Annotated in this window: 7 protein-coding genes and 2 rRNA genes; 7 read left to right on the plus strand and 2 right to left on the minus strand. The window is 57.5% G+C overall.

The features are described 5' to 3' along the window. Positions 1 to 73: 73 nt before the first annotated feature. From PHX60_RS13920 to PHX60_RS13950, 7 genes are all read left to right on the plus strand, one after another. Positions 74 to 1,720: a methyl-accepting chemotaxis protein gene (locus tag PHX60_RS13920; RefSeq protein WP_300078869.1), complete on the plus strand. Its 1,647-nt coding sequence runs from the start codon at positions 74 to 76 to the stop codon at positions 1,718 to 1,720. A 92-nt stretch (positions 1,721 to 1,812) separates the two neighbouring features. After that, the gene (locus PHX60_RS13925; RefSeq protein ID WP_300078870.1) at positions 1,813 to 2,214 is read left to right on the plus strand and encodes a MerR family DNA-binding transcriptional regulator; all 402 of its coding nucleotides are present in this window, start codon (positions 1,813 to 1,815) and stop codon (positions 2,212 to 2,214) included. A gap of 34 nt (positions 2,215 to 2,248) precedes the next feature. Next, positions 2,249 to 2,710 (plus strand): PaaI family thioesterase, encoded by a 462-nt coding sequence (locus PHX60_RS13930; RefSeq protein WP_300078872.1) that lies wholly within the window; start codon positions 2,249 to 2,251, stop codon positions 2,708 to 2,710. A 49-nt stretch (positions 2,711 to 2,759) separates the two neighbouring features. Then, complete coding sequence (locus PHX60_RS13935) at positions 2,760 to 3,950, plus strand: isovaleryl-CoA dehydrogenase (RefSeq protein ID WP_300078874.1); 1,191 nt, start codon at positions 2,760 to 2,762, stop codon at positions 3,948 to 3,950. Between the two features lie 32 nt (positions 3,951 to 3,982). Beyond that, entirely contained in the window at positions 3,983 to 4,642 is a 660-nt protein-coding gene (gene can / locus PHX60_RS13940) for a carbonate dehydratase (RefSeq protein WP_300078876.1), read from the plus strand. A 44-nt stretch (positions 4,643 to 4,686) separates the two neighbouring features. Further along, positions 4,687 to 5,883: an acetyl-CoA C-acyltransferase gene (locus PHX60_RS13945; protein WP_300078878.1), complete on the plus strand. Its 1,197-nt coding sequence runs from the start codon at positions 4,687 to 4,689 to the stop codon at positions 5,881 to 5,883. A gap of 22 nt (positions 5,884 to 5,905) precedes the next feature. After that, complete coding sequence (locus PHX60_RS13950) at positions 5,906 to 7,036, plus strand: acyl-CoA dehydrogenase family protein (protein WP_300078881.1); 1,131 nt, start codon at positions 5,906 to 5,908, stop codon at positions 7,034 to 7,036. A gap of 142 nt (positions 7,037 to 7,178) precedes the next feature. Here PHX60_RS13950 and rrf read toward each other — a convergent pair. Together rrf and PHX60_RS13960 are read right to left on the minus strand one after the other, a co-directional pair. After that, a 5S ribosomal RNA gene (gene rrf, locus PHX60_RS13955) occupies positions 7,179 to 7,291 on the minus strand. Between the two features lie 135 nt (positions 7,292 to 7,426). Continuing rightward, positions 7,427 to 7,541: ribosomal RNA gene (locus tag PHX60_RS13960) — 23S ribosomal RNA — on the minus strand; the annotation flags it as partial.

A 7,541-nucleotide genomic window follows, 5' to 3' on the forward strand; every position in this document is an offset into this window, starting at 1 on the left:
TCATGCCTTGGCGGCATAGTGGGCACACAAGCCGCCATCAGGCAGCCTCGATTTTTTTGAACGGCTTTTTTTTATGCACTTTACCCCAGCACCCTCCCAAGCGCGACAGGGCAGTTTGGCCCGCCGTTTGCTGTCCGCCTTCTTGCTGGTCTTGTTGCTGGGCCTGTTGGGCGCACTAACCGGCCTGTGGTCACTTAGTCGCATCAACGATGCTACCACCGATATGGTGCGCCACAGCATGGCAACCGAACGGCTGGTGGCCGATGCCTACCGCGCCCAAGCCATCAACTCCGAGCGCTACAAAGCCGTCGCCCTCAGTTCTGAACCCGAAGTGGGCGAAATTTTGGGGGCCGATATTGCCCAAACCCAAGCCCGCTATGAAGCCCTGATAAAGCAGCTTGACCAGCAATTGCTTTTGCCCACCGAGCGCCAATTGCTGGCCCAAATCCAAGCCACGGCCAAAACTTTTGCCCTAGCGCGCACCGAACTGGTGGCCGCGCGTGACTCGGGCCTGACAGCACGCATCCACGAGGTTTATCAACAGCGCTTTCTGCCCACCAGCAGCGCACTACAAAGCGCACTGGCCGCTTTAACGCAATTGCAACGCCAAACCATCGACACGCGCGAACGCGAAATTGCCTTGTGGAGCGACCGCGCCCAACTCGCCCTCACCGGTTTTACCGCTTTGGCCTTGGTGCTGGGTGCTGTCCTGACGGGGTGGCTGGTACGCAGCATCACCCAGCCGATTGCCGCCGCCAGCGCCACCGCCGACCGGGTGGCAAACCTCGATTTGCACCAAGAAATCCAAGGCCATCCACGCGACGAAACCGGCCGACTGCTCACGTCCCTCTCGGTGATGCAAGAAGCCTTGCGCGTCTTGGTAGCGCAAGTACGGGCCTCGGCACAAAACATTCGCATGGCCACGGCAGAGATTGCCACCGGCAATGCCGACCTGTCAGCCCGAACCGAAAAAACCGCCTCGGGCCTACAAGAAACTGCCGCATCGCTGGAACAAATCACCCAGCGCGTGGCCCAATCGGCGGCCGCTGCACGCCGCGCTGAGAATCTCACCAACACCGCCGCCACCATCGCCACAGAAGGTGGCAATGCCATGAGCCAAGTCCAAGGCACGATGGAAGACATCCAGCGCTCCTCGCACAAAATTGTCGACATCATCAGCGTGATTGATGGCATTGCCTTTCAAACCAACATTTTGGCTCTGAATGCGGCGGTAGAGGCCGCACGCGCAGGCGAGCAAGGCCGGGGCTTTGCCGTTGTCGCCAGCGAAGTACGCATCCTGGCCACCCGTTCTGCCGAAGCCGCGCAACAAATCAAAACCCTGATTGAATCTTCCGTGGCCCAAGTGCATACCGGGGCCAGCTTGGTCAGCGATGCCAATGCCACCATGCGCCGCACCGTCAGCTCTATCTACGAAGCAGCCCAAGCCATGAGCGAAATCAGCGCGGCCACACTGGCACAAAACGAAGGCATCAGCCAAATCAACAGCGCTATGGCCCATATCGACCAAATGACACAACAAAACTCGGCCTTGGTAGAAGAGTCGGCCGCCGCCTCCGAGAGTTTGGAGCACCAAGCACAAGAACTGGCCCAACTCATCAGCCGCTTTGTGCTGCCAGAGCACATGAACGACGACAACCCCACTTGGCTGCCCGCAGCACCCGCCTTCCCGTCCCGATTGGCCCTGTCACACACGGTTTAAGCTGCGGGGCAGCGTCGGCTATCAGGGGCAGGCACAATTGACGTAAACGTAAAGGCCATTCATGATGGCTGGGTCTCAAGTTTACAAACAACATGCCGCCCATCACCTACACCATCAGCGACCTTGCCAAAGAGTTTGACCTCACCACCCGCGCCATGCGGTTTTATGAGGACATGGGCCTGCTGCAGCCCGAACGCACGGGCCCCGGCGGACGCAACCGCATCTACAGCGCCCGCGACCGCGCCCGGCTCAAACTGACGTTGCGTGCCAAGCGCCTCGGCTTGTCCTTGTCCGATGCCAAAGAAATTATCGACCTCTATGACAGCCCACGCGATACTGGGGTGCAGTTGCGCAAATTTCTGAGCGTGCTGGCCCAACACCGCCGCCAACTGGAAGAGCAAATGGCCGACCTGCAGGCCAACCTCGACGAAATCAAAGAACACGAAAAAGAAGCCCGCACCCTGCTGGCCAAGGTCGATAAAAATCAGCCATAATTGACGTTTACGTAAACGTCACTCAGGAGCTGGTATGGCAGAGGCTGTTTTTGAACCACGTAATCCCCAATACCTGCAACGGGTGCAGGACAGTTTTGTGCGCCAACAAGCCATGCACACCTTGGGGGCACAACTAGAACACGTGGCTCCTGGTTCTGTCGATATTGGCCTCGATTGGGCTGCCGCCCTGACGCAACAGCACGGCTTTTTGCACGCCGGCATGGTCTCCACCGCTTTGGATTCAGCCTGTGGCTACGCCGCCTTCACCCTGATGGCCGCCGAAGCCGAAGTACTGACCATCGAATTCAAAATCAACCTGTTGGCCCCCGCACTGGGCAAACGTTTTCGCATGAAAGGCCGAGTGCTCAAGCCCGGACGCACCATCACCGTCGCCGAAGGCCGCGCCTATGCTTTGGCCGATGAGCAAGAAAAACTGATCGCCACCATGCACTGCACCTTGATGGCCGTCACCGGCCGCCCCGACATACGCCCGTAAACCGCTTCCTCTTTTCAGCTTTTTTTACAACACACTAGGAGACATTTCCATGAGCCTGCCCATCAACCTGCCCGGCCTCAATTTCCAATTGGGCGAAGACATCAATGCCCTGCGCGATGCCGTGCGCGACTTTGCCCAAGCCGAAATCGCCCCCCGCGCTGCCGAAATCGACCACAGCGACCAATTCCCAATGGACTTGTGGCGCAAAATGGGCGACTTGGGCGTGCTGGGCATCACCGTGTCCGAAGAATACGGCGGCGCAGACATGGGCTACTTAGCCCACATGGTGGCGATGGAAGAGATCTCGCGCGCCAGCGCCTCGGTCGGCCTAAGCTACGGCGCACACTCCAACCTGTGCGTGAACCAAATCAACCGCAACGGCAATGCGGCACAACGGCAAAAATACCTACCCAAGCTCATCAGCGGTGAGCATGTAGGCGCACTGGCCATGAGTGAGCCGGGCGCTGGTTCCGACGTTATCAGCATGAAGCTCAAAGCCGAAGACAAAGGCGGCTACTACCTGCTCAACGGCAACAAAATGTGGATTACCAACGGCCCCGATGCCGATACCTTGGTGGTCTATGCCAAAACCGAACCCGAACTGGGCGCACGCGGTGTCACCGCCTTCCTGATTGAAAAAGGCATGAAGGGCTTTTCTATCGCGCAAAAACTGGACAAACTGGGTATGCGCGGCAGCCACACCGGCGAGCTGGTGTTTAACAACGTCGAAGTGCCCGCTGAAAATATTCTGGGCAACGTCAATGGTGGGGCCAAAGTGCTGATGAGTGGCCTCGACTACGAACGCGCCGTGCTTACCGGCGGCCCTTTGGGCATCATGCAAGCCGTGATGGACAACGTGGTGCCCTACATCCACGACCGCAAACAGTTTGGTCAAAGCATTGGCGAGTTCCAACTCATCCAAGGCAAAGTGGCCGATATGTACACCGTGCTGCAAGCCGGACGCTCGTTTGCTTATACCGTGGCCAAAAACCTCGATATGCTGGGCACCGACCATGTCCGTCAAGTGCGTAAGGATTGTGCCAGCGTGATTTTGTGGTGTGCCGAACAAGCCACGAAAATGGCGGGCGATGGCATCCAAATTTTTGGTGGCAATGGCTACATCAACGAATATCCTCTGGGCCGCCTGTGGCGCGATGCCAAACTCTATGAGATTGGCGCAGGCACGAGCGAAATCCGCCGCATGTTGATTGGCCGTGAGCTGTTTGCCGAAACCTGTTAATTTTTTACCCCCTCTGTATAGGAGCTTCCGCAATGCACCACCCCTCCATTAGCCAACTGTTCGACAACAACCGTATCTGGGCAGCGCAGATGGAGCGAGACCGCCCCGGCTTCTTCACCAACCTCATGGCGCAGCAAAAACCGCGCTATATGTGGATTGGTTGCTCGGACAGCCGTGTGCCAGCCAACCAAATCACCGGGCTAGAACCGGGCGAAGTGTTTGTGCATCGCAACGTCGCCAACGTGGTAGTGCCTACCGACCTCAATTGCCTGTCCACCGTGCAATATGCGGTCGATCAACTCAAAGTAGAGCATTTGATGGTGGTGGGCCACTACGGCTGCGGCGGCGTACTGGCAGCGCTAGAAGACACCCGCGTCGGCTTGGCCGACAACTGGATTCGCCACGTCAAAGACGTGCGCGACCGCCACCGTGACTTGTTGGCCCGCATGGCCCCCGAGTCCCGCCACGATGCTTTGTGCGAACTCAACGCGATTGAACAGGTAGTCAACATCGCCCAAACCACGGTACTGCAAGACGCTTGGGCGCGCGGCCAGCAAGTCACATTGCATGGCTGGTGCTATGGCCTGAAAGATGGCCTGATTAACAACCTACACATGTCCGTTAGCAGCAACGAAGGCTTTGAGAGCCTCTACCGTGCTGCCATAGCAGGTGTAGCCGAAGGCCGCTGCTAAACGCACCCAAAAATACAAAAAACTAATCCACAGGAGACAACACTATGACATCCCCAGCCACTACTGATTCCATCGTTATCTTGGGCGCAGCCCGCACCCCTATGGGGGCTTTTCAGGGCGATTTTTCTGGCATCGCTGCCCATGACTTGGGTGGTGTTGCCATCGCCGCAGCGGTAGCCCGTGCTGGGGTGGCCCCTTCTGCCGTGGGTGAAGTGCTGTTTGGCAACTGCCTGATGGCAGGCCAAGGCCAAGCCCCGGCACGCCAAGCGGCTTTTAAGGCTGGATTGCCCAAAGAGGCTGGCGCAGTCACGCTGTCCAAAATGTGCGGCTCGGGCATGAAAGCCGCCATGTTTGCCCACGATATGTTGTTGGCAGGTACGCACGATGTGATGGTGGCGGGTGGCATGGAAAGTATGACCAACGCCCCCTACCTGCTGCAAAAAGGCCGGGGCGGTTATCGCATCGGCCACGACCGCATTTTTGACCACATGATGCTCGATGGCCTCGAAGATGCCTACCAACCGGGCCGCTCGATGGGCACGTTTGGCGAAGACTGTGCTGCCAAATACAACTTCAGCAAAGAGCAACAAGATGCCTTTGCCACCGCCAGCGTGCAACGCGCCCAAGCGGCCATCACCTCGGGTGCTTTTGCTGCCGAGATTGCCCCCGTCACCTTGCAAACACGCGCCGGAGAAGTAGTGGTGTCGATGGACGAAGGCCCAGGCAAAATCAAGCTCGACAAAATTCCTAAGCTCAAGCCTGCCTTCAAAAAAGACGGCACGATTACGGCAGCCTCCAGCTCCAGCATCAACGATGGTGCGGCCGCGTTGGTCTTGGCCCGCGCCTCCACCGCACAGCAATTGGAGGCCAAGCCACTGGCACGCATCGTCGCCCATGCCACGCACGCCCAAGAGCCAGAATGGTTTGCCACTGCACCGCTCGGGGCCACACAAAAAGTGTTGGCCAAAGCTGGTTGGGCTGTGCAAGACGTGGACTTGTGGGAAATCAACGAAGCCTTCGCCGTAGTGCCGATGGCCCTCATGCACGACCTGAACCTGCCACACGATAAAGTCAACGTCAACGGCGGCGCTTGCGCCCTCGGCCACCCGATTGGGGCCAGCGGTGCGCGCATCATGGTCACTTTAATCTATGCACTGCAAGCCCGTGGCCTGAAAAAGGGCGTTGCCACCTTGTGCATTGGTGGCGGCGAAGCCACTGCCGTTGCCATTGAGTTGCTGTAAGTTTGAGGCTCAGGAGACCCCCATGCTGCTGACCCAAGATCAGGAAATGATCCGCGATGCCGTGCGCGATTTTTCCCAACGTGAACTCTGGCCCCACGCTGCCCGCTGGGACAAAGAACACCACTTCCCCAAAGAAGTACACCAAGGGCTGGCGGCACTCGGAGCCTACGGCATCTGCGTGCCCGAAGAGCTCGGTGGGGCCAATCTCGACTATGTCACGCTGGCACTGGTGCTGGAGGAAATTGCCGCTGGCGATGGTGGCACCAGCACCGCCATCAGCGTCACCAACTGCCCCGTCAATGCCATCTTGCTGCGTTATGGCAACAGCCAACAGCAACGCCAGTGGCTCACACCCTTGGCCCGTGGCGAGATGCTAGGCGCGTTTTGCCTGACCGAGCCACATGTTGGCTCTGATGCCTCGGCCTTACGCACCACGGCCACCCGCGAGGGGGACGAATATGTCATCAACGGTGTCAAACAATTCATTACCAGCGGTCAAAACGGCCAAGTGGCTATCGTGATTGCCGTCACCGACAAGGGGGCTGGTAAAAAAGGCATGAGCGCCTTCATCGTACCCACCAACACCCCCGGCTATGTGGTGGCACGCCTAGAAGACAAACTCGGCCAGCACAGCAGCGACACCGCACAAATCAATTTTGACCAGTGCCGTATCCCGGCAGAAAATTTGATTGGTGCGGAAGGCGAAGGTTACAAAATTGCGCTGTCTGCTTTGGAAGGCGGACGCATCGGCATTGCTGCCCAAAGCGTAGGCATGGCGCGCAGCGCCTTTGAGTTGGCAGTGCAGTATGCCAAGCAGCGTGAGAGCTTTGGCAGGGCCATTTTTAACCACCAAGCCGTTGGTTTCCGCTTGGCCGATTGCGCCACCCAGCTAGAAGCTGCACGCCAGCTCATTTGGCACGCTGCCAGCTTGCGCGATGCCGGTCGTCCTTGCCTGAAAGAGGCCGCTATGGCCAAACTCTTTGCCAGTGAGATGGCTGAACGGGTATGCAGTGCCGCCATCCAAACCCTCGGCGGCTATGGTGTGGTGAACGATTTTCCGGTCGAACGCATCTACCGTGATGTGCGCGTCTGCCAAATCTACGAAGGCACCAGCGACGTGCAAAAAATTATCATCCAACGGGCGTTGGCCTAATCTAGCGTTTCCAACGCTTTGCTCCCAGCCCGCGCATAGCGGGCTTTTTCTTTGCCTGTGCGACAGCACAGCAAAACTAAAAACACAAAAAGCGAAACCCCTCTAACCTTGGAAGGCTAGAGGGGTGAGCTTAGTGTATGTAGCCTGACGATGACCTACTTTCACACGGGAACCCGCACTATCATCGGCGCAAAGTCGTTTCACTGTCCTGTTCGGGATGGGAAGGAGTGGTACCAACTTGCTATGGTCATCAGGCTTAAACTGTGATTGCTGCAGTACTTTTGCACTGCAACAACAAATTCATAGAGTCTTATCAGCTTATCTTTTTGATTGCGCTTTTATTTTGGCATAACAGACCTTGATGTGTTTTTGAGGCATCATCAAAGTTATAGGGTCAAGCCGCACGAGCAATTAGTATTGGTTAGCTCAACGCATTACTGCGCTTGCACACCCAACCTATCAACGTCCTGGTCTTGAACGACTCTTTAGGGGGCTCAAGGCCCCG

The sequence above is a fragment of the Giesbergeria sp. genome (assembly GCF_028686475.1).
Classification (GTDB): Bacteria; Pseudomonadota; Gammaproteobacteria; order Burkholderiales; family Burkholderiaceae_C; genus Simplicispira.

Excerpts from the sequence above, each read along its gene's own strand:
- PHX60_RS13920 (WP_300078869.1), top strand. The coding sequence starts at position 74 with ATGCACTTTACCCCAGCACCCTCCCAAGCGCGACAGGGCAGTTTGGCC.
- PHX60_RS13925 (WP_300078870.1), top strand. The coding sequence starts at position 1,813 with ATGCCGCCCATCACCTACACCATCAGCGACCTTGCCAAAGAGTTTGAC.
- PHX60_RS13930 (WP_300078872.1), top strand. The coding sequence starts at position 2,249 with ATGGCAGAGGCTGTTTTTGAACCACGTAATCCCCAATACCTGCAACGG.
- PHX60_RS13935 (WP_300078874.1), top strand. The coding sequence starts at position 2,760 with ATGAGCCTGCCCATCAACCTGCCCGGCCTCAATTTCCAATTGGGCGAA.
- can (WP_300078876.1), top strand. The coding sequence starts at position 3,983 with ATGCACCACCCCTCCATTAGCCAACTGTTCGACAACAACCGTATCTGG.
- PHX60_RS13945 (WP_300078878.1), top strand. The coding sequence starts at position 4,687 with ATGACATCCCCAGCCACTACTGATTCCATCGTTATCTTGGGCGCAGCC.
- PHX60_RS13950 (WP_300078881.1), top strand. The coding sequence starts at position 5,906 with ATGCTGCTGACCCAAGATCAGGAAATGATCCGCGATGCCGTGCGCGAT.